At 49.5% G+C, this 22,168-nt stretch carries 20 protein-coding genes; 10 read left to right on the forward strand and 10 right to left on the reverse strand.

Annotated elements, in window-relative coordinates; all coding sequences use genetic code 11:
- From Pan241w_RS16195 to Pan241w_RS16205, 3 genes are all read right to left on the reverse strand, one after another.
- Window positions 1–1,323 carry a Gfo/Idh/MocA family protein gene (locus tag Pan241w_RS16195; protein WP_145217851.1) on the reverse strand — a complete coding sequence of 441 codons (1,323 nt, stop codon included), beginning with the start codon at window positions 1,321–1,323 and terminating at the stop codon, window positions 1–3.
- 1,658 nt (window positions 1,324–2,981) lie between these two features.
- Window positions 2,982–4,241 carry a sulfate adenylyltransferase gene (locus Pan241w_RS16200; protein WP_145217853.1) on the reverse strand — a complete coding sequence of 420 codons (1,260 nt, stop codon included), beginning with the start codon at window positions 4,239–4,241 and terminating at the stop codon, window positions 2,982–2,984.
- 163 nt (window positions 4,242–4,404) lie between these two features.
- The gene (locus tag Pan241w_RS16205) at window positions 4,405–5,226 is read right to left on the reverse strand and encodes a sugar phosphate isomerase/epimerase family protein (RefSeq protein WP_145223417.1); all 822 of its coding nucleotides are present in this window, start codon (window positions 5,224–5,226) and stop codon (window positions 4,405–4,407) included.
- 146 nt (window positions 5,227–5,372) lie between these two features.
- Here Pan241w_RS16205 and Pan241w_RS16210 point away from each other — a divergent pair, with 146 nt between their 5' ends.
- Window positions 5,373–6,182, forward strand: coding sequence for an SDR family NAD(P)-dependent oxidoreductase (locus Pan241w_RS16210; RefSeq protein WP_145217855.1), 810 nt, complete (start codon window positions 5,373–5,375; stop codon window positions 6,180–6,182).
- Window positions 6,183–6,286: 104 nt separating this feature from the next.
- Here Pan241w_RS16210 and rpsT read toward each other — a convergent pair whose 3' ends face one another.
- Both rpsT and Pan241w_RS16220 read right to left on the reverse strand, forming a co-directional pair.
- The gene (rpsT, locus tag Pan241w_RS16215) at window positions 6,287–6,556 is read right to left on the reverse strand and encodes a 30S ribosomal protein S20 (RefSeq protein ID WP_145217856.1); all 270 of its coding nucleotides are present in this window, start codon (window positions 6,554–6,556) and stop codon (window positions 6,287–6,289) included.
- Window positions 6,557–6,755: 199 nt separating this feature from the next.
- Window positions 6,756–8,153, reverse strand: a complete 1,398-nt coding sequence (locus Pan241w_RS16220) for a tetratricopeptide repeat protein (protein WP_145217858.1) — start codon at window positions 8,151–8,153, stop codon at window positions 6,756–6,758.
- A 360-nt stretch (window positions 8,154–8,513) separates the two neighbouring features.
- Between Pan241w_RS16220 and Pan241w_RS16225 the strand changes: the two genes are divergently transcribed.
- The 5 genes from Pan241w_RS16225 (at window position 8,514) to Pan241w_RS16245 (ending at window position 12,328) form a co-directional block, all read left to right on the forward strand.
- On the forward strand, window positions 8,514–9,524 hold the full coding sequence (locus Pan241w_RS16225; RefSeq protein ID WP_145217860.1) for a 3-keto-disaccharide hydrolase: 1,011 nt from the start codon (window positions 8,514–8,516) through the stop codon (window positions 9,522–9,524).
- Between the two features lie 57 nt (window positions 9,525–9,581).
- Window positions 9,582–10,976 (forward strand): MFS transporter, encoded by a 1,395-nt coding sequence (locus tag Pan241w_RS16230; RefSeq protein WP_145217862.1) that lies wholly within the window; start codon window positions 9,582–9,584, stop codon window positions 10,974–10,976.
- Window positions 10,977–11,210, forward strand: a complete 234-nt coding sequence (locus tag Pan241w_RS16235; RefSeq protein WP_145217864.1) for a hypothetical protein — start codon at window positions 10,977–10,979, stop codon at window positions 11,208–11,210.
- A 265-nt stretch (window positions 11,211–11,475) separates the two neighbouring features.
- Window positions 11,476–11,931: an Hsp20/alpha crystallin family protein gene (locus tag Pan241w_RS16240; RefSeq protein ID WP_145217866.1), complete on the forward strand. Its 456-nt coding sequence runs from the start codon at window positions 11,476–11,478 to the stop codon at window positions 11,929–11,931.
- Between the two features lie 10 nt (window positions 11,932–11,941).
- The gene (locus tag Pan241w_RS16245) at window positions 11,942–12,328 is read left to right on the forward strand and encodes an Hsp20/alpha crystallin family protein (protein WP_145217868.1); all 387 of its coding nucleotides are present in this window, start codon (window positions 11,942–11,944) and stop codon (window positions 12,326–12,328) included.
- A 24-nt stretch (window positions 12,329–12,352) separates the two neighbouring features.
- On the opposite strand, the gene Pan241w_RS16250 is transcribed toward Pan241w_RS16245, so the two are convergent.
- From Pan241w_RS16250 to Pan241w_RS16260, 3 genes are read right to left on the reverse strand one after another with little or no spacing between them, the layout of a single operon-like run.
- A complete protein-coding gene (locus Pan241w_RS16250; protein WP_232107172.1) occupies window positions 12,353–13,486 on the reverse strand; it encodes a tetratricopeptide repeat protein in 1,134 nt (377 codons plus the stop codon).
- A 2-nt stretch (window positions 13,487–13,488) separates the two neighbouring features.
- On the reverse strand, window positions 13,489–15,258 hold the full coding sequence (locus Pan241w_RS16255; protein WP_145217872.1) for a CRTAC1 family protein: 1,770 nt from the start codon (window positions 15,256–15,258) through the stop codon (window positions 13,489–13,491).
- Window positions 15,239–16,042, reverse strand: a complete 804-nt coding sequence (locus tag Pan241w_RS16260) for a creatininase family protein (RefSeq protein ID WP_197999971.1) — start codon at window positions 16,040–16,042, stop codon at window positions 15,239–15,241. Before Pan241w_RS16260 ends, Pan241w_RS16255 begins: the two co-directional genes overlap by 20 nt.
- A gap of 202 nt (window positions 16,043–16,244) precedes the next feature.
- Here Pan241w_RS16260 and Pan241w_RS16265 point away from each other — a divergent pair, with 202 nt between their 5' ends.
- The 3 genes from Pan241w_RS16265 to Pan241w_RS16275 all read left to right on the forward strand — a co-directional run bounded on the left by Pan241w_RS16265 (window position 16,245) and on the right by Pan241w_RS16275 (window position 18,871).
- A complete protein-coding gene (locus tag Pan241w_RS16265; protein ID WP_145217874.1) occupies window positions 16,245–17,201 on the forward strand; it encodes a DUF1559 family PulG-like putative transporter in 957 nt (318 codons plus the stop codon).
- 74 nt (window positions 17,202–17,275) lie between these two features.
- Window positions 17,276–17,911 (forward strand): DUF1559 family PulG-like putative transporter, encoded by a 636-nt coding sequence (locus Pan241w_RS16270; RefSeq protein WP_145217876.1) that lies wholly within the window; start codon window positions 17,276–17,278, stop codon window positions 17,909–17,911.
- Window positions 17,912–18,037: 126 nt separating this feature from the next.
- A complete protein-coding gene (locus tag Pan241w_RS16275) occupies window positions 18,038–18,871 on the forward strand; it encodes a DUF1559 family PulG-like putative transporter (protein WP_145217878.1) in 834 nt (277 codons plus the stop codon).
- A 154-nt stretch (window positions 18,872–19,025) separates the two neighbouring features.
- On the opposite strand, the gene Pan241w_RS16280 is transcribed toward Pan241w_RS16275, so the two are convergent.
- On the reverse strand, window positions 19,026–19,784 hold the full coding sequence (locus Pan241w_RS16280; protein ID WP_145217880.1) for a phosphorylase family protein: 759 nt from the start codon (window positions 19,782–19,784) through the stop codon (window positions 19,026–19,028).
- Entirely contained in the window at window positions 19,781–20,866 is a 1,086-nt protein-coding gene (gene serC / locus Pan241w_RS16285) for a 3-phosphoserine/phosphohydroxythreonine transaminase (RefSeq protein ID WP_145217882.1), read from the reverse strand. The genes Pan241w_RS16280 and serC overlap by 4 nt, the downstream gene beginning before the upstream one ends.
- 264 nt (window positions 20,867–21,130) lie before the next feature.
- Between serC and Pan241w_RS16290 the strand changes: the two genes are divergently transcribed.
- Window positions 21,131–22,147, forward strand: coding sequence for a ribose-phosphate diphosphokinase (locus tag Pan241w_RS16290; RefSeq protein WP_145217884.1), 1,017 nt, complete (start codon window positions 21,131–21,133; stop codon window positions 22,145–22,147).
- Window positions 22,148–22,168 lie beyond the last annotated feature (21 nt).

Here is a 22,168-nt window from a genome sequence, read left to right on the forward strand (position 1 = left end):
TTAGAGTGTCCATCCTTTGCGGTATTCGCGTTGAACGTATTGTGCTGCTGCGGTTGTATTTGATGCATTCATTTTCTCAGCGTCCCACTCAATCTTTTTCCCGACACGAAATGCCAGATTTCCGAGTAGAATCGTTTCTGTTAAGGGAGCAGCATAATCAAAGTGGCATTCTGTTTTTCCATTCCCTTTACAGGCTTCAACCCATTCCATCCGGTGGTTTCCAATTGCATCCGGAATCGTCTTCTCAGGTGCTTTGAATCCCTTGAATTTCTCTTCTGGTAACAGGACTCGTTTGTTGTAATCGGCAGCCAGCATCCCCTGCTCGCCCACAAACAAGATCCCGGCTGCCCACTCGGGACCTCCCAGATCCAGTACCGGTTGCGGCGTATTGCGACCATGATACCAGATGACTTCTACCGGTGGCTGTGCCCCCAGTGCAGGAAACTGCCAATGACAGTCGAGCCAGAATGGCGTCGAGTCCGGATGCAATTCCGGCCCTTTTGTTTCCACAGTTGTTGGGTACTTTAAATTTAATGACCAGAAAATCAGATCCATATAATGACAGCCCATATTTCCGAGCGTACCATTTCCAAAATCCCACCAGTAATGCCAGTCATGTGGGTGATAGCAGGGATGGAAATTCTGCATCGGTGCCGGCCCCACCCAGAGATCCCAGTTGAGAGTTTGAGGGATCGGCTGTGGTTGTTTTGGACGGTCCACCACATGCTTAAAGCGTCGCCAGCCTCCAGGACGTCCAAACCAGACGTGAACCTGCTTCACACCACCGATGGCACCGGATTGAATCATTTCGACGGTCCGCCGATAATTATCGCCGGCATGATTCTGGGTCCCCATCTGAGTGACGACCTTTTGTTCCCGTGCAACCCGCTGCATTTCCCGGACTTCATGAATCGAATGCGCCAGCGGCTTTTCACAGTAACAATGTTTGCCTCGCTGCATCACATTCATGGCAATCGTCGCATGCGTATGATTGGGCGTCGTCACCACCACCGCGTCGATCTCATTTTCCATTTTGTCCAGCATCACACGAAAATCAGCAAACGCTTTCGCTTTGGGAAATTGAGGCTGATATTTGTCAGTCCGGGCGCTGTCCACGTCGCACAGTGCCACGATATTCTGACTGGAAACCAACCCAAGATTCGCTTTCCCCTGATTGCCCAGTCCAATACAGGCAATATTCAGTTTTTCATTCGCAGACCGACTTGCCGCCTCTGCGGTACGTGTTCCCAGCCACAACCCGGCACTGCTTAAAACCGAATTTTTGAGCATGTCTCTTCGTGTCATATTGAATGACGAACTCATTGTTTCAGATCCTCTCACGTTTTCGAAACAGCTTAACCTGGCAACCCTCAACTCTGGGAATCGCCTGAAACGGTCTTACGATCAGTTACATCCCAGCGACTCAGCCGGATGATTTTGATTGGAGATCAAATTACTTCTCTGAATCCGGCCCGACCTGTTCCAGATATTCGCTCTCCGTATTATACTTCGCCGGAATGTAAGACTCCATAATGTCTTCCCCAAAGTCTCACCCTTTTTTCTCCGACCTTCGGGAAGCAAAGGTCCTTAATTTTTCACGCCGACAGGACTGTTGAATTCAAACTGTTCCTCTGAGATTACACTAGGTAGCGTTATTTTTTGGTTTTGAGTGTAGTTCTCATGAATGTAACCTCACCGAGATTGGTCTAAACCGGGGCTAACGCCCTTCGGCTAATAAGTCATTCCGGCTGGAAAATCACCAAAAATCGGATCAGCCGCACGGCGTTAGCCGCGGTTCTTCTCTATATTCAAAGACCAATTCGAATTAAGAAACACGACTCTAGCCCTGTCTCAAATTTCCCATTCTGTGCTCCCGCTGCCTGTCTGTGAGCATGACCGAACCTGACATTGTTACTCTGACTCCTGAAGTTCACCTGACCAGATTGAGTTGGGGCTGAAAAATTTCCTCTTGACGCCCTCCCGCACTTCGCCATCATCCCAGTTGCGCGTCGCGCGCGTGAGCACCACTGGTTCAGGTGAAAAATTGAAACCGGTTTTAACCGCACCTGCAAAAAAACGCTTGTTTTAGACCGATTTTCCAAATGGAATCCTCGAAAAGTTATGCGGGTCGACACACATCGCCACACAACCGCCACTCTGTCAACCAGTCCCACCACAGCTCCAACACACTTCTGCACTCCTTCGCCACACATTTCGTTTCGCTCCCCCTTGACCGCCCCGCGCCCTTCCTGAAAATCAAATAACGCAACCCACCCTGAGCAGGTCGGAGCTAGCCGCCGTTTTTGTTTCAGTAAAGCCCCAAAAAAAACAGACTTCCACGCCAGTCAAATCCTACCAGATATCACCGCCCCCACGCAGATGAACATCCCGCACTGATTTCCACAATCTCAACTGAAGCACTTAAGCACTGTCGGGCAAGCCGATCAGTGGCACACGCCAGTGGGAACCGAATTCGAAAATTTGATCTTTTCAGACTTTGAATACCATTGCGTATTCCAGCCGTGAGCGGATGGGCGCTAGGTAATGTTTATTTAATAGTTTTGTGCGTGATTTTTCGGTCGACAGAGTGAGCTATGTAAGATCAAACCGTAGCCGATGGTGTGATATTGCCTTTGTTTCTTGGGCTATGACCGCAAAAAAAGCCACTAGCCGCAGGGCGTTAGCCCCGGTTGGACGTCTTGGGTAGCCACCGTTCGAATTTTTAAACTCTACCTAGCCGCCGGTTTGATCCCACCAGAAAATAACGTCCCCATAGAAAACCAATCCGACCAGACATTACTGACCTTATAGCAATACACGTGACCTTTGTTCGTGACTCTAGCCCTTTCACCGTTGGGCAAGCCAACGGTGCCACACGAGAATTAATAGCACTCTTCCCAATTCTCGACACACAAATAAAAAAGGCAGACAAGCCTGAGCCTGTCTGCCTTTCGTTTCTCTTCAGTCTTCCTGAAATTGAATCAGGAAACTTTCATGGCTTCCGCAAGAATCTTGGAAGTGCTTTCCCGCATGATACGCGGATCAACCATTTCACCTTCCTGCAGTGTCGCGCGAACCTGTTTTCCAGAGATGAAAACGGGCTTTTCTTCTGAGTGGTTTTCCATCAGATCGACGCGGCCCAGTGATTCATAATAGGCAGCAAAGCCGACATTGACCGGTTCAATCAACAGTTCACCAGCCAGATTATTAAAGATCTCCTGAGCATCGAAGTCACCCCAGATCGCAGTTCCATCCGCATAAGGAGCATCAGCGTGTTTACGCCCGATGACGATATTGGTGTAACCCATGTTCTGACGATAGATCGCATGCATGACAGCTTCTTTAGGACCGCCGTAGAACATTTTGATATCCAGGCCGAGCAACAGAACACGATCAGGAGGATTGTCATCCCGTGGTCCCCAGAGTTCGGGATCACTGTCACCATCGCCCAGTTCCCGATTCTCGATCAGTTTTTCGTAGGTCTCCATCCGGATTTCCGCACTGACGTCATCACTCTTGGTTTCGCCGATCAGCGGATTCAAAACAGCACCGGCGTTCTTACCTTGACGCAGTAATGTTTCCAAGCCGTAAACCAAAGCGTATTCGTGTGCACGGTGCAGTGGATTCCGAGTCTGGAAGGCGACAACAGCGTCCCAGCCTTTTTCAGCAATCAAGGCACGTACTTCACGAGGTGTGAGCACATACTTTCCAAACGAGCTGTTCTTGGGTTGCGGTAACGCTTTGATTTCACCACCTAAGAGGTGAGTCTTGTCCGCATCTCCTTCGAGCACCATTGCAGCACCGGGGTGATCAGTGCGTTCAGTCTGATACACACTCTTGAGATACTTGGGCTTATCCCATTCGAATACATCTTTAATATCCAGAGTGGCGACAATCTCACCAGCCGGATTAGTCAAAGCGACTTTTTGACCGCTGGACAGTGTTGCTGCGAGTTCTGATGTCACGGGAAGCGACAAAGGAATGGTCCAGGCATATTGTTTGCCATTCACTTCGATACAGGCTTCATCCAGAACACGATTAAAGACGTCTCCCGTCATGGGTCCGGTCAGGGGACTGAGTGTGCCATCGCCCAGACGGTACACAGTCGATAAATCAGCCGCTGAAACAGGAACTTGGGGAAGGGTTGCTGCTTCTGCTTTGAAGCTCTCGATTTCCTCTGCAGGAACTGTACAACAGACAGGTTCGCTCAAACCTCCATGAGGGGCAATTAGATCGGCCATCGTTTGAATTCTCAATATTTACAAAAGGGTTCCAGAATCAACGCCAACCATCGGGCGTCTCTAGCTGCGAAATTAGGGAAACGCATGGAAAACTTCAAGCAACAGACGGCTTGATTCACCGAAATCGAAAAACTCTCCCATTTCAGATCCTTTTCTGCCGTTTTCAGCCTCTCAAACCCGCATTCTGCATCAATTGACTCGTGGATTCATAGGCTTCTCGGACCCATTCCTCAATTTTGTCCGGTTCAGGCGAATATTCCAGTTCCAGTGAAATCGCGCCCGGGATGTTTAATTTTTTGATCTCGCTCAAATAGGGATCAAAATCGACGACACCACGCCCGGGGGGTAAATCGCCGTGTACCTTGCCATCACAGTCCGAAATATGCACGTGAATCGCTTTGCCCGCTAATTTGCGGAGCTCTTCTGCTTTAACATCCGCTAACAGTAAGTGAGAGACATCGATGTTCGCTTTTAAAGCCGGATGGTTGACTTCATCCACAAATCGCACCATCGCATCCACACTGTTTAAAAGAGAAAGCGGAAACGGCTCAAGCTCCAGGGCAATTTCCAATCCCAGCGACTCGGCATATCTGGCCAGAATCTGACATTGTTCGACCCCCAATTGCCATTGTGCTTCGGGTGGAATCACTTCCCGGTTCCAGATATATTCGCCGAGTACCAACAGTAGATTTTTAGCCTCGTACTCATAACACAGATCCAGATAATCCTTCACCCGCTGCAGATGAAAGCGTTGCACGCTCGGATTAAAATCAATCAGGCCCACTGCCACACAGCAAACGGAAACAATCGGAAGATCCAGGCGGTTACACGTATCCTTCACCAACTTTCGCTCGCGAATATCTACATCCAATGGATCAATAAAGATATCGACACAATCAAAGCCGATCTCTTTTGTCTTCTCTAACCCCCAGGCTGTATCACGGCCCGCTTGCGCCCAGGCAGAATTAATCATTCCGAGTTTCATCATGTCCCTTTCCCATCTATGGCTGACCTGCTTCTGATTCCTTTTGTATAAAGATAGCAAGCCGCTTGCAGAGGGAAAAGCCATTGATCAGAATGAGGACTCACTGAATTCAAGCAATCCCATTTCGAAGCAGGATCATTCAAGTCATGGACCTCAATTTAACAGGCGCTTCTGTTGTGATTACAGGAGGAGCGAGCGGCATTGGCCTCGTCACAGCCAGAACGTTTGCAGAAGAAGGAGCGCAGCCCATCCTCTGGGATCTGACCGATGAGGTGCAACAAATCGCCCGCCAGTTGAGCGACGAAACCGGTCAGACGGTCCTGGGATTTCAGGTGGACATTACCGATTTCACAGCGGTTCAAACAACGACGCAACAGACCCTCGATCAAGTGCCTCGCATCGATCATCTGGTGCATGCGGCGGCAATTGGATCGGGAAAATTTGGGTTTCCATTTACCAATCTCACTCCTGCCGACTGGCCTCGGGTGTTTGCGGTGAACATGCAGGGCATGGTGCATGTTGCGCATGCTGTCACGCCGGTCATGCAAGAAACGGAAGCCGGCAGTATGACGTTCATCAGCTCGATTGCAGGACAAATCGGCTCGCAGACCGATCCACCTTATAGTGCCTCGAAAGCAGCGAACATTAACTTTGCGCAATGTATGGCGAAGGATTTGGCGGCTCAGGGAATTCGCGTGAACTCGGTCTGCCCCGGAATGGTTCAAACTCCCTTGAATCAATCAGTCTGGCAGGCATGGAATGATCGCCAGTCGAAAGAGAATCAAAAATCCTATGAGCAATGGGCGGGCGAAAAGATTAAGCAACTGGTCCCATTACAACGCTGGCAGACTCCGGAAGATATCGCCAATATGATTGTTTTTCTCAGTTCAGATCGTGCCGCTCAAGTGACAGGACAAACCATTAACGTGGATGGCGGATTTGTGATGCACTGGTAAAAGCGGACTACCAGCCGCTATAAAAAACTCAAGCCCCAGGTAAATCATTCTGTGGGAACAGAATCAACTACGAGGGGCTGGTATTTTATCGATCGAACTGCTGACTATTCAGCAGTTGTTTTGTTCGCAGATTTTGCCAGTCGCGACTTCGTCCGAGCAGCGGCATTCTTGTGAATGAGACCTTTGGCAGCAGCCTGATCAATTTTCTTCGCAGCTGTCTGCAGAGCTTTGGTGGCAGCCTGAGCATCATCACCGGCAATTGCTACACGGGCATTTTTAATGGCGGATCGTAATTCCGATCGGGATGACCGATTACGGAGACGGCGAGTCTCACTTTTTCGCAACGCTGTTTTGGCACTTTTTGAATTTGGCATTTTTCGACTTAAGTTTTTTCTGAGTAACTGTTTACAACATAAAACGACATCCGTCTATAAAGACAGTCGCCACTATAAAACCTCAGGCAGAAGAGGAGCTTAACAACCTCGAACCCGTTATTCCAGCCATTCTGAGCTGCTAAAAGCAGCTTTTTTCAGGAATTTCTGGAACCAACAGCAAAATTAGACACTGGCTCAATTAAAGTGCTTCTAAGCGTACTTTTGCATCCCGATAATCATAATCGACGGCCAGAATTTCACTGTAATGATCTTCCGCTTTCTCCTTCTCCTTCGATTCTTCGTATAATCGAGCGATCAAATAGTGCGCTTCCTTATATATGTCGGGTTTATCATCAGGGGAAATACTGGGAAGTGCTTTTTCAAACTGTCGTTTCGCGAGTTCTTTTTTGCCTTCCGCATAGAAACATTTACCCAAAGCCACCAATGCATCCGAACTGATGCGCGTATCTTTCACCGATTGCTGTAATAATGAGATTGCCGGTGCCCATTTCTTCAATCGAATAAAGCGTTGGGCCAGATCATATTTGATCCGCATGTCAGCCGGATAGCGTTCGACGCGCTTGGTAAAGATCTCGATTTCACGTTTGATTAACGCTTTACTGATGAGGGTCACCCGCTTCTTTGCTTCCTCATTTTCACGATCTGCGTTATAGACATCTTTGGCTTCGGTCAATTTGACTTTCAACTGCTCCAGCTCGATATCTTCAACTTGCTCTCCGATGTTGGCATCTTTCCCGGAGAGTTCATAAGATTTCTCATAGTTTTCCTTTGCTTCGTCCAGCTTTCCTTCGCGCCGATAAAAGTCCCCCAGTTTCAGATAATGGTCTTTATTTTCGGGTTCTTTTCGTATCAATCGCTGCAGATCCGCTTCCACAGATTGTCCGGGACCATCGGGGGCTCCTCCCTTTTGCGCTTGATGCCGTTGTTCGCGCGTCGCACGACCTTCATCATAGGCCGACTGCCGTTTGACCCCACTCGATTTCTCGGCTCCTTCATACCCACCTCGAACCCGGGTCTCAGTCGCCATCAAAGCGGTGACTTTGGAACGCGCTTCGCCATCCATAGAATCCAGCTTAAACACCATCTCCCAGCATTCTCGCGCTTGTTTGAATTCTCCCTTTTCTTCCAGCAGCTCCCCTAGATTCCTGTAATATCCTTTATTGGCCTTGTCATTTTCAATGGCCATTTTATAACCAAAAATAGCCGCGTCTTCATAACCCAGATTTTGACATGCTTCTGCCATCTCTGCATTTAATACCGCATCCCAGGGATTGATGGATAGCCCCTCTTCCGCATACTGATCAACGGAGGCCCAGTCTTTTTTGCGGCGGGAATTTTTGATTTTCGTTTTCAACCCCGCGATTTTGAGGACTCCCATTTTGGAACCGGAATTGTTATCTCCGTACTTTTTTCGCTCAGCCCCGCGCTTTGTCTGTCGATACAGCAGCGCTTCGGGCTCCAGCTTGACGGCTGTGGTAAACATCTCGATGGAATAATCCCAGTTTTCTTTCGACAAGGCTTCGTTTCCTCGCCGCCAGCAATCCGCCGCTATTTTTTTGTTTCTGTCAGATGTCATAAAGCTCTTCCGATGTTAACCAATGCTCAAAATCTATCGTTGAATGGGTCAATCATGCAGGAACCCACAAACGAAGGGGATCACATCCCGTGTCTGTCTCTGCAATCTGCTTTCTTTCATACGTTCTAATTCTATATCTTACAAAATTTATTAACACCCTACCATCACAAGTTTTAGTTAATTTCGATATACACAAGTACCGCAACATCCAGAAACCTTGGCTGCCGTGCTTGCATCTCTGATCGACCATTCCCACAATGGAACTGAAATTCGGAATTGATCTCGAATTTCGCACACAATTATCAACGTCATCTACTGATTTACAACTTTACAGTCATACGTGATCTTTGGAGAACCAAAATGAAGCAGTTCCCGATTTGCGCCCTGTTAGGCTGCTACGCACTTTTCGCCCTTGCCCCATTCAGTTACGCCGACTCAAAATCTCCCAAATGGGCGGCCACCAGTGTCAAGGAAGCGGGCCCTGATTTCCAGATCCAGGGAGAGTATTCCGGAATTTTAGGCGAGGGGAGCAATGATCCGCTGAAGTACGGGGCGCAAGTCATCGCATTAGGCGACGGGAAATTTCGAGCAGTTGGTTATCCTGGTGGCCTGCCTGGCGATGGCTGGAATCAGGAAAAGAAAATCACCACCGAAGGCAAAAAATCCGGCAACGTCATTACCTTTGAATCGGAAGACGGCCGTGGCGATCTCGAAGACGGAAAAATCACGATCTATGATGCCGAAGGCAACGAAGTCGGCGTCCTCAAAAAAGTGAATCGCAAAAGCCCGACCCTCGGCAAAAAAGCCCCTGAAGGTGCCACTGTGCTATTCGATTCCAACAAAGCAAAGCAGACTGTCAAAAATTTCAAAAATGGTCGCATCACCGAAGATGGTCTGCTGAAAGAGGGAGTCACCAGCAAAAAAACCTTCAAAGACGGACACTTGCACCTGGAATTCCAACTCCCCTTTATGCCACAGGCACGCGGCCAGGGAAGAAGTAACAGTGGCTGTTATGTATTAGGCCGTTATGAAGTTCAGATTCTGGACTCCTTCGGTCTGGAAGGCAAAGACAACGAATGTGGCGGCATCTACAAATTGGGTGCTCCTGATGTTAACATGTGCTTCCCTCCTCTGTCCTGGCAGACCTACGACATCGACTTCCAATCCGCCAAATATGACAAAGAGGGTAACAAGACCGCCAAGGCGCGTATCACCGTCAAACACAACGGCGTCACCGTTCACGATAACCGTGAAATTGACGAGCCAACTCCGGGCGGAACGAATAAAGATGAAGCGATCGCAGGCCCGCTGTTCCTGCAGGATCATTCGAATCCTGTCCGCTTCCGAAATATCTGGGTACAAGAAAAATAATCAAACCAGTAAAACGGTAACCAGTCCCGATATTTCCCAGCTGAGGGCCCAAATCTGATGACGGATGCAGACAGTCTGAGTGTAGAAAGTACAGAGACGTCTCTGAAAATGAGACTCTATTTGATGATGTTTCTCCAGTATTTTGTGCAGGGATGTTATCTCCCCATCATCACTCTCTATCTGATCGATGCCCTCGGTTTTTCGGCTTTTCAGATTGGAGTCTTTGGTGCGGCACTGGCAGTGGGGCCCTTATTGGCCCCCTTTGTCTTTGGCCAGATTGTCGACCGTCACTATGCGACAGAACGCGTACTTGCGTTCTGTCACTTTTCGGGCGGCGTCATTATGCTGGCGCTGTTTTTCCAGACCCAGTACTGGCCTGTGGTGATTCTGGGCGTACTCTATTCGATCCTGTATGTCCCGACCATGATGCTCACCAATTCCCTCTCCTTTCAACATTTAAAAGACAGTGACCGCGAATTCCCACTGATCCGTTTGTGGGGTACCATCGGCTTTGTCGTGCCCGCCTGGGTCGCAGAAGGGATTTTTCTGCGAAATCTGTCAGGAGAGGAATTGAACACAGGACGTGGTATCGTTCTGGCGATGGCAGGCGTCATCGGATTATGTATGGCTGCGTACTGCTTAACTCTGCCTCATACGCCCCCCGTCAAGAGTGACAAAAAAGATCTCGCTCCCGGCAAAGTACTCAAGATGCTCAAATACCGGCATTTTCTGATTCTGGTTGTCGTTGCGTTTATTATCTCGATTGTGCATAAGTTTTACTTTCAGTGGAACAGCCCGTTTATCAGTGCCATTCTCAAACAAGGAGGGGAGATCGGCGCGTGGGAACAGCGCATCAGTTCCATCGGTCAGGTTTTCGAAGTCATCGTGATGGCGGTCCTCGGCTTCGGCATCAAAAAATACGGTTTCAAAACGGTCATGCTGGTCGGCCTATTATCGTATTTAGTCCGTAGCCTGATCTTCGCTTATGCTTCGACCATCGGGGACGTTTTCGCGGTCTCGTTAACGCTGACTTGTATCGGACAGGCGATGCACGGGCTTTGTTTCGGTTGCTTTCTGGCGGCCGCTTATATCTATGTCGATAAGGTCGCTCCCCTTGACGTGCGAGGCACAATGCAAACATTCTTCGGAACCTTCGTCTTTGGTTTGGGAATGTTTGCCGGAGGATTTATCAGCGGAAGCATCGGCAGTTTTTTCACTTCCAAAGGGACAGACGCCTTACTGCGTGCGAAACTGAGCGTTCAATCACAGACAGGGATTCTGGAATTCACACAGAAAAACCTCGATGGGGAACCGCTCACCTTATTACGCGACTGGCCTGGTATCTGGTTAAGCAGTGCTGCGATTGCTCTATTCGCGACGATATTATTCTGGGCTCTGTTCCCCAAAATCGATACCTCGCACCGTCTCTCTCACTCTGAAGAAACGCCCTAGATGCCTTTTCATCTCTCAGAAAACGAACTCATCGGCGGCACCGTTCTGATCCTTTCGCTTTGGGGACTGATCAAAGACCAATGGTTCCTGGCCAATACGCGCAAGGGACAGCGACTGACGGAATGGTTCGGGCCGAACCGCGCGATCTGGGTGCTGCGCATTATTTTTCTCACCGGCATGGTTTTCGGTGCCCTCCTGGCTTCAGGGATCATTCATCCCATTGAATGGGAATAAGCACTGAGCCGCGGAGACTTCCGCAATAACCAGCCTGCCAGAATGGCACGTCTCCCCCTGCGAATATCGACTGGATTCACATGCCAGATTGACATTCCCAGCGTCGTCCTCACCGAAACCACCTTAGACCATTTAACATAAATCACATATAATCAATCACTTACAACACAATCGATTGTTTTTAACGAAGTCAGTCAAAATGGTATGGCCTTTGCATCTTCAATCATTCACGATCTTTGGTTTTAATGTTTGAGGAAATTGGGAAATGCCGATTTTTCGCTGGGAACAATCATGGAATCCGCTCAGAGATTTGGAGCGTGAGGTAGACCGTCTGATTCAAGGCGTCGAATTCTCGGTACAGGGGATTCGCATGCCCCGTCAGTACCCTGCGGTCAATATTTTTGAGTTGGACCACGAGTTTCTGATCACGGCCGAACTTCCAGGGATGCAGGTTGAGGATCTGGATTTGACCATCGCCAATAGTGTGCTCACTTTGAAAGGGCACCGAAATCCACCCGTGATTGATGATGGCGAGATCCCTGAAGAACGCTTCCGCCGCCAGGAACGACCGTTTGGAGAATGGCAGCGATCAATCAGTATCCCCGATCGCATTTCTGAAGAACATCTTTCAGCAGAGTTCAACGAGGGCGTGTTGAAGATCCACCTTCCCAAATTGGAAGAAGAACTCCCCCGCCAGATCCCGGTCAGTTCGGGGGAATAGGATACCAGACATGAGCAGACAACATAATCCTGAAGAAGAACCGCGTGAAATTGCTCATCCAGAGCAATATGTGTTTACGCCGCCCATTGATATCTATGAAACCGAACAAGGCCTCGTGCTCTATGCCGATCTTCCAGGCGTCTCTGTCAATTCGCTGGAGTTGCAGGTACAGGATAACAAACTGACGCTCCTGGGGCGGGTCGAACCACAAATCCCGGAAGGTGCACGTCCGCTGCACAAAGAATACGAAGTGGGCAATTATCTGCGTTCCTTCATCTTAAGCGGTGAGATTGTGCACAGCGAAATTGAAGCAAAGCTGACAAATGGCGTGCTGAGAATTTTTCTTCCCAAAGCTCCCAAAGCAGAGCCGCGAAGAATTCAGGTTAATACCGGCTGAGCAATACCGGTTGCCGCTGTTCGCTCATTTTTCTTGTGAGGATTGATTCTTTTCAACGGATTCACTTTGCAAAGAGGTTGGCTTTAAATCGTCTTCTTTGATTAAAGACTGATTAATTTTCTGCAACTGCAGTGCTTCTTCCCGATTTCCAATCAAACCTGCCGCACGCGCTAATGCGGAGATAAAACGTCGATCCGTTTGACGCGCTGCATAAAACGGCTTCAGCAAATCATACGCCTGTTGGCCAGCTCTCTGATAAATCAGTAGATCCGCCTTCAAAAGCAGGCTCTCAAAATCGTGAGGATCAGCCTGCAAGGCCTGTTCAATATGCGAAAGCGCGGCGTCAACCTTCCCCTGATTGCGATCAATCATTGCCAGATACCGCAGCGCCGTACTCGAATCGGGCCGTTGTTCCAGACACCAGTTCGCTTCCCGCTCTGCGGTTGTCAGGTCCCCCGTATAGAGCGCTGCATACGCCAGATTCAAATGCGCCTCATACAAGTCCGGCTCTAAAAACAGGACTTCTTTCAAAGGCCCCACCATTTCACTTGTTCTACCAGCCTGCCGCAGAATATTGGCAACGAGCATATAATGCGCAGCCTGATTCGCTCCCAGTTCAATACTGCGATTTGCATATTTGAGCGCACGGTCATTCTTACCGGCATTGAAAAACAGTCGTGCCAGTTGCTCGTGAAAACGACTCTCCTGGGGATACTTGCGAACCAGAATCATCAATGCCGGCTTCGCCTTGTCAGGCAGGTCCTGCTCCATTGCAATCTCGGCAATCGCTTCGACGGCTTCATAATAGCGCGGATGAAGCGATGTCACATGCGAATAATTTTCCAACGCCTGAAACGGAGCACGATCCTGGATCAATTGCCCTAATTGAAAATGGGCAAATTCATCATCCGGGTGCTGCTGCAGATAGGCAATCAGCTCTTTCCGTCTGGCTTTCTCTGCTTTTGCTCCTGCCTCTTGATGTTCTTCCGACTGTTCGGACTGCTTCACAGTAGCCACTTCACTCTGATCGGAGAAATAATAGAGAAGCAAAGCCAGCATACCCACACCCGCCACGATCAGACCAATTGAAAACGAAACGCTTTTTTCCGGCTTGGAAAAGGGGTTGCTCAGTTTGTCAGATTCCGGCTGGTTATTCATATTCATCGCAGATTAGATGAGATTTTTCGAGAATCACTCGTTCCTTCTATCAATGTATAATGCCCCCCCGGTTGTAATCCAGACCAGATTTCGGTTTTCCCTCCAGGCCACGTCACTTTGATGGAAACCGCCTCTCTGCTGGCTCCCAACCCGACTAAAATCCGGCCTTCATCCGACGAAAGATAACTGCTGCTGCCGTGTCGATAACGCGTCAATCGTCTGGAATCAGTACGAATCTCAACCTGGGCACCGATGGCACTGCGATTGGAAGTCGTTCCAATCAACTCCAGTGAAAGACTCTGATTGGTCGTCCTGCTTCGATTCCTCAGCAGCACCAGTTTCGTATTCAGATGTGAAATGGCAAGATCAGCCAGCCCATCCCGATTAAAATCGGCAACCGCAGAGCCGCGACCGACTTGTTTTTTCTGAAAGAACGAGCCGGCCCGTGCCGATATTTCCTGAAACCGAATTCCCCCCTGATTCAGAAACAGCTGCGGTTCCTGCTCATAAGGTTCATTTTTCCCCAGCTGCGATAACCGATCGTGCACATGACCATTGGTCACAAACAGATCTTCCCAGCCATCGTTGTCCGCATCCAGAAACGAGGCGCCAAAACCGAGCCGTACGCGGCTGGCCGTCGCCAGGCCCGTCTCATCGGTCACATCCAGAAAAAACAGAGCCCCCTCATTGCGATACAACGTGTTGGTTTCACCAAAGTAATTTGTCACGAATAAATCCAGCTGGCCATCGCCGTTATAGTCAGCTCCCGTCAGCCCCATCCCCGCTTCCCGATCTCCGGTACGATTGAAGGCGACGCCGGCAATCAAAGCCTGATCGGTGAAAACGCCCTGACCGTCATTCACCCACAACTGGTTAGCCACCGAGTCGTTGGCAACATACAAATCAATGTCCCCGTCATGGTCGTAATCCGCCGCAAAAACGCCTAACCCCTGTCGGGCCGGCTCACTGTGAAGACCTGCTTTCTTCGACATATTGAGAAAGTTGCCGTTTCCCAGATTCCGATACACCACGTCATACTCCCCGCTCACATAACGGGGGTGACAGATAAAAAAGACACGCGTTCCATCGACCTTACGGCTGCAAATGGGATAGTTTTCCCGGTCAATTTCCAGGTAGTTCACCACATACAGATCAAGCAAGCCATCGCCATTCAAATCGGCCCAGGTACAACTGGCTCCATAGCCCGGGTCATCCACGTGGGCGGATTGCGATACATCTGAAAACGTACCGTCTCCATTATTGCAGTACAACAGATTCCGACCGAACTGACTGACATACAAGTCCTCAAATCCATCGTGATTATAATCTCCAACCGCAAGCCCCATTGAGTAACCAAAGTCGATTAACCCCGACAGCGTTGTGACATCTTGAAATTGACTCTCCCCCCGGTTCTGAAACAACCGGTTGGATGTCGCGACATTGCTCGCATCACTCCGTTTTTTCTTAGGACTGCGCCATTCTTCACCCTGTGCACAATACAAATCGGGAAAGCCGTCGTGATCATAATCAATCCAGCCGATGCCCGATCCCATCATCAGGTGTAAATGACGCTTGACCGTCAAGGGAGACTGATGTTGAAACGCGAGCTGTGAGGTAGTCGATACATCCTGAAACAAGATCGCAGGCTGCGGCTCCTCGGCGTTACAAACAGTGCTGCAACTGCAAATGGCTCCTAAGCAGATGCAAAACACCACACTCCAGGCGCTCTCGAACAGGCTCGATGTCATTCTGTTAGAAAGGAAATTGATCATCCAATTTCGCCTCGGAGAGTTCAACCAGAAATTGTGACAGCCGCTCAACCAGAATCTGCATCAGCTTCTCCCCCTTCTCGGCGGTCGCCTGATGCGGATTTCCCGATCCCGAATTGGTCGTCAACAAATGCCAGGGGCGCGTAATACTAACCCATCCTTCATTCACAGCAGAGAACTGTGTCGCCTTGGTCGCGCCTTCATCGGCGTTCAAAGCGCCCGTTTCTGAATTCCGGTTCACAAGATGCGGGAAATAAGCCAGCGCCAGAGAGGTTTCCATCTCGCCTGCATGATCGTCCGGGTTTTCAAATATCTCCGGTTTGACATCGGCCGACGTACCTCGAAACCAGTCTGCCAGAAAGATTTGTACCGGCGTTGAACCGTGCAGTTCCCTTAATAACGGTTTAAAGTCGTTGCCGCCATGACTGTTCAAAATCAATAGTTTATGCACGCCATGATTGGCGAGGGAGTCAACGAGATCGGCGATGATCTGACCCAACGTTGAGGGATTCACGTTCATCGACAGAGGAAACGCACTCTGATTGGTTTCGGTCCCGTAGGGAATCGGCGGCAGCATCACCACTTTCGCCCCCCGCTGATGGGCGGCTTCACAAACGCGTGAACTGATCGCATCGGCCTCATAGGTGTCTGTTCCATAAGGGAGATGTAAATTATGCGGCTCGGTCGCCCCCATCGGCAACACTGCCACTTGATAGGGGTTCTCTTTCACATACGCATAATTGATTTCAGATAAAATCCAGGGACGCATCTCAGGTTCAGCCGCCACTCTCCCATCTCCTTACTCGGTTGATTGCATAATACAGATTCGCAGAACACTGAGTTCATTCTAACAGGTTCATGACTCTAACTCATTCTATGACTACCGGATATTTCGATTATATACATTCTTCTCCTGTGTTACTCTGTATTCCAGTGAACTCCTTGTATAATCTAAGGAAGAATAGAACATTTCCCTAAAGGAGGCTCCCATGGCCGACTGGTATGTAAAGCGCGGCAGTCAGACAACAGGACCTTTAACACAAGAACGTTTAAAGGAACTTGCAGAGCAAGGCAAAGTCCAGAAATCCGATCTGGTCCGAAAGGGTGAGGATGGCAACTTTATACCCGCAGGTCAGTTCCCCGGTCTGATTCCAGACTCCGATGACTGGGAAACAGACTTCCAGCAACCAGCCGCATCGCAAGCGGCACCGGCCAGAAAAAGTAAGACTACTCCGATTGTACTCCTTGCCATTCTGGGAGGCGGGGGAGTTATTGTGGTTATAATTCTGATAGCATTACTTTTACCCGCCATCCAACAGGCCCGCGTAGCAGACCGCCACCCTACATCGAAAATCAAGTCAAAAAACAATCTGAAACAGATCGCCTTAGCGCTACATAATTACCACGATCGCGATCGCGTCTTTCCTCCCGGAGGAATCGAAACCGCCGATGGTAAACCCTACCATAGTTGGCAGACGATGATTCTGCCCTTTGTGGATCAAGGACAACTTCACAATCAGATCGACTTTGATCACCCCTGGACTAATCCTGCCAACCAGAGTCAGTTCCAGTTGAACCTACCGATTTACCTGAACCCCGCGATCGAAGAAACCGTTTCGCCGGAAGGCCTGGGGCTTTCGCATTATGTCGGAAACAAATTCCTGATGCAGACCAACGGAAACATGAGAATCCGTGACATCGTAGATGGCACTTCAAATACCATCATGGCCGTCGAGACAGGAGAAAACTTCAAACCCTGGGGCGATCCGACCAATATCGCAGATCCGGTTAACGTCATAGGTGGCAAGAGAAAATCGTCATTCACAGGTGGGAATCATGTCATGATGAGTGATGGGAGAGTACGTTTTGTTTCAGAAAATATCGATCCCGCAATGCTAAAAGCATTGAGCACCCCCGATGGTGGAGAAACCGTTGGTGAATTTTAATTTCTCTCTCCCAGAGAATATTCAAACCACGCACTTCAAAAGCCCGCCCAGACTGTTTCGAAGGGATTTCTGAAATGGAAAAAGAGACCTCTGAAAGAAAACCCGATCATTTCCTGTCAGTTTTGCTGATCGTCGTCGTTTCTCTTTTACTGATCGGCATTAGCTTTCCGATCTACGATGAACTTCGCTTCAAATTTCGAGACAGTAGACCCCCGCTTAACAGACGAAACATGAAACGGATCGGTCTGGCGCTGCATAACTACCATTGGACGTATCACACACTCCCGCCGGGCGCCATTATCAGTGAGAGTGGGATCCCCGCGCACAGTTGGCAGGCATTGATTCTTCCCTTTCTCGATCAGGAATTTCTCTTCAAACAGATTGACTTGAAAAAGCCTTGGAACGATCCTGCAAATCAGAAAGTCTTTCAACAGGAAATCCCCGTCTATCTCAGCCCAAAATCGAAAATGAAATTTTCTCGGGACGGTTATGCACTCTCGCATTTTGTCGGCAATCAACTGGTTCTGAAACCAGGCACCAACATCAGTCTCGAAGACATCCGCGACGGAACTTCCAACACGATCCTCGCCATAGAAATCGCTGAAAACTTTAAACCCTGGGGCGATCCGACGTCATTGACAGAACCAATTAAAGTCATCGGCCCCGATAAGAAAACGCCCGATTCAGGGGGAAGCTTCATCTTACTGTGAGATGGCGTGGTCCGATATATCTCCAAAGACGTTGATCCCGCAGTCTTAAAAGCACTCAGTACACCCGCTGGCAGTGAAGAAGCCGGCATTTTAAACTTAAATAGTAATTAGAATGAAAGATATAAAATGTCAGACGATAATCATCAATCGGAGCAAGATCAGACACAGCCAACAGAAAAGAAACCCGCGACGCAGATCACCGAATTTGAATCGGAGACAAGTAGTCCATCCACTTTTGAATCACGAAAGAAAAAAAGCGAACGGGTCGTTTTAATCGTTGGCGGAATATTCTTAATTCTGGTGATCGTCATCCCCCTGATTCTCATGATCCCCGATTTTCGTCAGGAACGAGAAGCAACTCGACGGTCTGCAGCAAAGCACAATTTAAAAAACCTGGCACTCGTTCTCCACAATTATTATGACGAACAAGGCACATTTCCACCGGGAGCCACAGAAACTCCGGAAGGGCTGCCGCTACACAGTTGGCAAACGGCTATTCTGCCCTATATTGACGAGCTAAATCTGTATCAGCGAATCGATTTGGAGCAGCCATGGAACGCTGACATCAACAAACCACACTTCCAGAAAGTGATTTCCTACTATCTTATACCAGGAAACGATCTCACGAAATCAGCTGACGGTTATGGCCTCACTCATTATGTTGGTAATGAACTGGTCCTTAAAAAGAATTCCGGTATTTCTCCTTATCAGATTCCAGATGGTTCATCAGAAACAATCCTCATTCTGGAAGCAGGAGAAAACTTCAAACCATGGGGAGATCCAACATCGATTGCAAAACCATACGATGTGTTTGGTTCTGACCATAAATCACCAATGGTTGGAGGAACCCATGCTGTTTATGCAGACGGCAGTGTGCGTTTCCTTTCAGAAAACATCGATCCTGATATTTTAAAAGCCATCAGCACACCTGATGGCGGAGAAGTGATCGGTGAATTCTAGGTAGCGTTTCTGAAACCGAATTGTCCTTACAAATGAGGAGGAACCGCGGCTGATCCGGTTTTTGGTGATTTCCCAGCCAGAATGACTTATTAGCCGCAGGGCGTTAGCCCCGGTTCTTCATCTCGCAGAGATGAAAGCCCTGATTGAACTCCGGTTAATGCCGCGCATCGTAAAGCTGGACCACCACGCCGTCCAGAAAGCTGGCCAGTCGAGTCGCGGCGTGCGACGCATCGCCGCGCAACTTCCACATCTCTTTGATACTTTCCGGTCGCTTGAGAACCGCCCCCAGAGCGGCACCCGCTCGGACGGCACCGGTCTCACTCAAAATTGAAACCACCTCAGCAGGCAGGTCTGCCGAACAATCATCGCTGATCGCCCGAATCGCCATGAAGCCTTTCTTCTCCGCCTGACAGATCTGTGCGACGGCCAGACTTTCGAGGTCAACGGCCAATGCCTGATGCGATTCACCCAGTTTCAGTTTGTCTTCCGCTTTACGCACAATTTCATCCGTGTTGAGAATCCGCCCCACATGCAGCCCGTGTTCGGGGTCTTCCGGAAAGTGGACGTCGTTCTTCAATTCCTGGCCATGCAGATCACAGACCGATGTCGCGACAACAATATCGCCAATTTTCATCCCCGGTTTCAAAGCACCGGAAAAACCGACCGAAAGCACCCAGGGCGGAGAATGCGCGTCGATCAATGCCTGGGTCGCAGCCCGGGCGCGGGCAAAACCGACTCCCGTTTGCACGGCCGCCACTTTAATCCGATCCAGAAATCCGCCCCGAAACACATACGAACCGCCGGTATATTTCTTGACGTGCTCACAGCGATCCAGAAAGGGCTGGATCTCCATCGGCAGAGCACAAACCAGCCCGATATCCGCATGCGCTTTGTCAGCTTCGGGTGCATTCAAGAAGCATGTTCCTTTTCGAACTGACTCATCATCTCGATTAACTTATCCACGCCCGCTTCCGGGAAGGCGTTATAAATACTGGCCCGCATGCCACCGACACTCCGGTGACCTTTCAGGCCATCCAAGCCGGCGGCGGTCGCCTGTGCGATGAATTGGGCATCCAGATCCGCATCGCCGGTCACAAAAGTGACGTTCATCAAAGAACGGTCCTGCTTGGCAGCCGTCGGCTTGAACAGCGAACTCTGCTCCAGGTAATCATACAGCTTACCCGCTTTCGCCCGGTTTTTCTGCTGAACCGCTTCCAGTCCGCCCTGGTCTTTCAACCATTGGAGAACCTGTCCCAACACATAAATCCCAAACGTAGGCGGCGTGTTAAACATCGATCCCGCTTCAGAGTGTGTCCGATATTGCAGCATGGTGGGAATGTCCGTTGGTCCCTGCTCAATCAGATCATCGCGAATGATGACCAGAGCCATACCGCTCGGTCCCAGATTCTTTTGGGCACCGGCATAGACAATCCCATATTTAGATATGTCGATGGGTCGGGAGAAAATATCACTGCTCGCATCACAAATCAGAGGCACGCCCGCTGGAACTTCCGGCTCGGTCGCAAACTCAGTCCCGTAAATCGTATTGTTCGAAGTATAATGCACATACGCCGGTTTCTCGCTCAGAGAGACTGCTTCAGGAATGTAAGAAAAATTCTTATCTTCACTACTGCAGGCGATATTCACGTTACCAAAGACTTTGGCTTCCTTGACGGCTTTTTTCGACCAGGAACCGGTCACCAGATAGTCGGCGGTCTGATCCTTTGACAGCAGGTTCATCGGAATCATGTAAAACTGCGAAGAAGCCCCGCCCTGCAGGAACAGGACTTTATAATTATCGGGAACTCCAGCGATTTCCCGACACAATGATTCAGCAGCTTCATAAACGGCGAGGAAAGCTTTACTACGATGCGAGTGCTCCAGAACGCCGATTCCAGTGTCGCCCAGTGAAATCAGATCTTTCTGTGCCTGTTCCAGAACGGGTAATGGGAGTGCGGCGGGTCCCGCGGAAAAGTTGTAAATTCTTTCTGTCATTTTAGATATCTCAACATCTTTTGCAGGCTGAAATTTCGGTTCAACCCTGAGTAACCTGTTTGGTGTCAATAATACGGACGGTATCTGACCTCTTGGAACGATCCTTGAGGATATTGGCAAGCGTTCGCTTGTTTTGCCAATCAGCATCGATATTATGGAGTCTGCTTTTCTTCATAAATGGAGTAGAGCGAAATTATCCAGAATTCCCAAGAATAGTCATGTTTTCCGGCGAGTCATCGCCCCCTTTGATTGATCTGTTATTTAATGCCTAGTTCTCCAAATCCACTCTCACGAGGGCCCCGCGTCCAGTCCTTTCAACCGCCTCAAGGCGACCTGACCATCATGGCAGGCTCAGGCAATCCATTGCTGGCACAAGCCATCGCCGATGAGCTTGGCGTTCGTTTGACACCCTGTGAAGCCCATCAGTTCAGCGAAGGCAATATTTTCGTCCGCATTCTGGAAAATGTGCGTGGCCGCGATGTCTATCTGATTCAAGGCGTCCATTCTCCTGTGAATGACAACTTTGTTGAACTTTTGTTCTGGATCGACGCCTTAAAACGGGCCAGTGCTCAGCAGGTGACGGCAGTCATCCCGTTTTTCAGCTACGCCAAGGGAGACAAAAAAGACGAACCTCGCGTCTCGATTCGAGCCCGCGTCTGTGCCGACGCGATCGAAGTCGCGGGAGCCGACCGTGTGCTGACCATGGACCTGCACAGCCCCCAGATCCAGGGATTCTTCAGCGTCCCCGTCGACCATCTTTACGGACGGCACGTCATCAGCGACCATATTCGAAAAATGAATATTGAGAATCTCGTCGTCTGTAGTCCCGACGTTGGTTTTGCCAAAGAAGCGTCCGACTTTGCCAAGCTGTTAGGCACGCCGGTCGTCATTGGCAACAAAATGCGCAAGGACCATTCCGAGACGGTGGAAGTTCTGGAGGTGATTGGGGAAGTCGCAGGCAAAAACATCATTCTGGTGGACGACTTCACCATTACAGGACGCACATTGATCAGCATGGCGGAAGTTCTGAAGAAGAAGGGCGCCAACGATATCTATGCCGCCGTCACACACGGCGTACTCTCCAAAGGCGCCGCCGAACGCATCGGTAAAAGCCCTTTGAAAAAAATGTTTATGACCGATACGATTGAAGCGCAGATTGATCCTCTGCCGGACAATATCGAAGTCATTCCGGTTGCGCACTCTTTCGCTGCCGCCATCCGGTCCATTCACGACCGTACCAGTGTCAGCACACTGTTTCCGGAAAAGAGATCGAAAAAGTAATCACTTAATTCTAATTGCTTT

This window comes from Gimesia alba (assembly GCF_007744675.1).
GTDB lineage: Bacteria > Planctomycetota > Planctomycetia > Planctomycetales > Planctomycetaceae > Gimesia > Gimesia alba.

What these genes read in the sequence shown, in the direction of transcription:
- Pan241w_RS16195 (WP_145217851.1), bottom strand. Translation starts at nt 1,323, where the DNA reads ATGAGTTCGTCATTCAATATGACACGAAGAGACATGCTCAAAAATTCG.
- Pan241w_RS16200 (WP_145217853.1), bottom strand. Translation starts at nt 4,241, where the DNA reads ATGGCCGATCTAATTGCCCCTCATGGAGGTTTGAGCGAACCTGTCTGT.
- Pan241w_RS16205 (WP_145223417.1), bottom strand. Translation starts at nt 5,226, where the DNA reads ATGAAACTCGGAATGATTAATTCTGCCTGGGCGCAAGCGGGCCGTGAT.
- Pan241w_RS16210 (WP_145217855.1), top strand. Translation starts at nt 5,373, where the DNA reads ATGGACCTCAATTTAACAGGCGCTTCTGTTGTGATTACAGGAGGAGCG.
- rpsT (WP_145217856.1), bottom strand. Translation starts at nt 6,556, where the DNA reads ATGCCAAATTCAAAAAGTGCCAAAACAGCGTTGCGAAAAAGTGAGACT.
- Pan241w_RS16220 (WP_145217858.1), bottom strand. Translation starts at nt 8,153, where the DNA reads ATGACATCTGACAGAAACAAAAAAATAGCGGCGGATTGCTGGCGGCGA.
- Pan241w_RS16225 (WP_145217860.1), top strand. Translation starts at nt 8,514, where the DNA reads ATGAAGCAGTTCCCGATTTGCGCCCTGTTAGGCTGCTACGCACTTTTC.
- Pan241w_RS16230 (WP_145217862.1), top strand. Translation starts at nt 9,582, where the DNA reads ATGACGGATGCAGACAGTCTGAGTGTAGAAAGTACAGAGACGTCTCTG.
- Pan241w_RS16235 (WP_145217864.1), top strand. Translation starts at nt 10,977, where the DNA reads ATGCCTTTTCATCTCTCAGAAAACGAACTCATCGGCGGCACCGTTCTG.
- Pan241w_RS16240 (WP_145217866.1), top strand. Translation starts at nt 11,476, where the DNA reads ATGCCGATTTTTCGCTGGGAACAATCATGGAATCCGCTCAGAGATTTG.
- Pan241w_RS16245 (WP_145217868.1), top strand. Translation starts at nt 11,942, where the DNA reads ATGAGCAGACAACATAATCCTGAAGAAGAACCGCGTGAAATTGCTCAT.
- Pan241w_RS16250 (WP_232107172.1), bottom strand. Translation starts at nt 13,486, where the DNA reads ATGAATAACCAGCCGGAATCTGACAAACTGAGCAACCCCTTTTCCAAG.
- Pan241w_RS16255 (WP_145217872.1), bottom strand. Translation starts at nt 15,258, where the DNA reads ATGATCAATTTCCTTTCTAACAGAATGACATCGAGCCTGTTCGAGAGC.
- Pan241w_RS16265 (WP_145217874.1), top strand. Translation starts at nt 16,245, where the DNA reads ATGGCCGACTGGTATGTAAAGCGCGGCAGTCAGACAACAGGACCTTTA.
- Pan241w_RS16270 (WP_145217876.1), top strand. Translation starts at nt 17,276, where the DNA reads ATGGAAAAAGAGACCTCTGAAAGAAAACCCGATCATTTCCTGTCAGTT.
- Pan241w_RS16275 (WP_145217878.1), top strand. Translation starts at nt 18,038, where the DNA reads ATGTCAGACGATAATCATCAATCGGAGCAAGATCAGACACAGCCAACA.
- serC (WP_145217882.1), bottom strand. Translation starts at nt 20,866, where the DNA reads ATGACAGAAAGAATTTACAACTTTTCCGCGGGACCCGCCGCACTCCCA.
- Pan241w_RS16290 (WP_145217884.1), top strand. Translation starts at nt 21,131, where the DNA reads ATGCCTAGTTCTCCAAATCCACTCTCACGAGGGCCCCGCGTCCAGTCC.